The sequence below is a fragment of the Ideonella azotifigens genome (assembly GCF_006519715.1).
Taxonomy (GTDB): domain Bacteria; phylum Pseudomonadota; class Gammaproteobacteria; order Burkholderiales; family Burkholderiaceae_C; genus Ideonella; species Ideonella azotifigens.
On record NZ_VIDT01001067.1, the window covers coordinates 1 to 1,328 of the forward strand.

The 1,328-nt window shown below is 71.5% G+C and carries 1 protein-coding gene; it reads left to right on the plus strand.

The window, feature by feature from the left end; translation table 11 throughout:
- A partial coding sequence (locus tag FKP22_RS30600; RefSeq protein ID WP_233447031.1) for a sensor histidine kinase occupies positions 1-1,328 on the plus strand: 1,328 nt, incomplete at both ends.

Genomic DNA, 1,328 nt, shown 5'->3' on the forward strand with positions numbered 1-1,328 from the left:
GTGGCTCTCCGTGATGCGCGAGGGCATGTTCCGCCGCGAGAGTGGCAACGACGCCAAGGCCTCCGCTGGTGCGGAACGCTGGACGCGCCAGCCGTTGCCGGCTGGTGTCGACTTTGTCTACCCGCTGGCCAGCGGGCTGGACCGCCAGGGCGCGCAATGGCTGGCCTTCAATGCCAACCACCTGGTCCGGCTGTCGCCCGGCGAGCCGCGCGAGGCGCGGCATTTCACCGAGGCCGACGGGCTGAGCCTGGGCTCGCCGCTGGCGCTGGACGGCAGCAGCGAGCGCCTGTGGATTGCCGGCGAGCAGGGCGTGGCCTGGTTCGACGGCCAGCGCTTCCACGCGCTGCAGCTGGCTGGCGAGGCGCTGATGGGGGTCTCCGGCCTGGTGCTGGGTGGCGATGGTGGCCTGTGGTTGAACAGCGCGTCCGGCATCCTGCACATTGCGCCGGCCGAGCTGGCCGCGGCGCTGCAGCAGCCGGCGCATGCGGTCACCTTCGAGCGCTTCGACTACCACGACGGGCTGGACGGTGCGCCCTCGCAGCTGCGGCCGATTCCCTCGGCGGTGAAAGGCAGCGACGGGCGCTTGTGGTTCGCGACCACCAACAGCGTGGTCTGGCTGGACCCCAGGCGCATTGCACGCAATCCGCTGCCGCCGCCGGTCCGTTTGCAGGCACTGGTGGCCGACGGCCAGCCGCAGCCGCTGCAGGACGGCCTGCAGCTGGCGGTGGGCACGCGCAGCCTGGAGATTCACTACGCGGGCCTGAGTCTGTCGATGCCGGAGCGGGTGCGCTTTCGCTATCGGCTGCAAGGCGTGGACAGCGACTGGCAGGACGGCGGCACGCGCCGCGCGGCCTACTACACCAACCTCGGCCCTGGCCGCTACCGCTTCGAGGTGCTGGCGGCCAATGAAGACGGCGTGTGGAGCCCGCAGGGGGCGGCGCTGTCGATGCGCATCCTGCCGGCCTTCTACCAGACCTGGTGGTTTCCGCTGATGTGCGTGCCGGTGGTGCTGGGCCTGCTGGCCTGGGCTTTCCGGCTGCGCATGCGCAGCCTCACGCGGCGCCTGAACGAGCGCCACCAGGCTCGCTTGCTGGAGCGCGAGCGCATTGCCCGCGAGCTGCACGACACGCTGCTGCAAAGCGTGCAGGGCCTGCTGCTGCGCTTCCAGTCCGCGGCCGATCGTTTGCCCGAAGACACCCGTGAGCGCGCGGGCCTGACACGGGCGCTGGACCTGGCCGAGCAGGTGCTGGTCGAAGGGCGGGACCGGGTCGGTGCGCTGCGCTCGCCAGACGAACCCGGACCGGCGCTGGACCAGCGGCTGCAGGCCT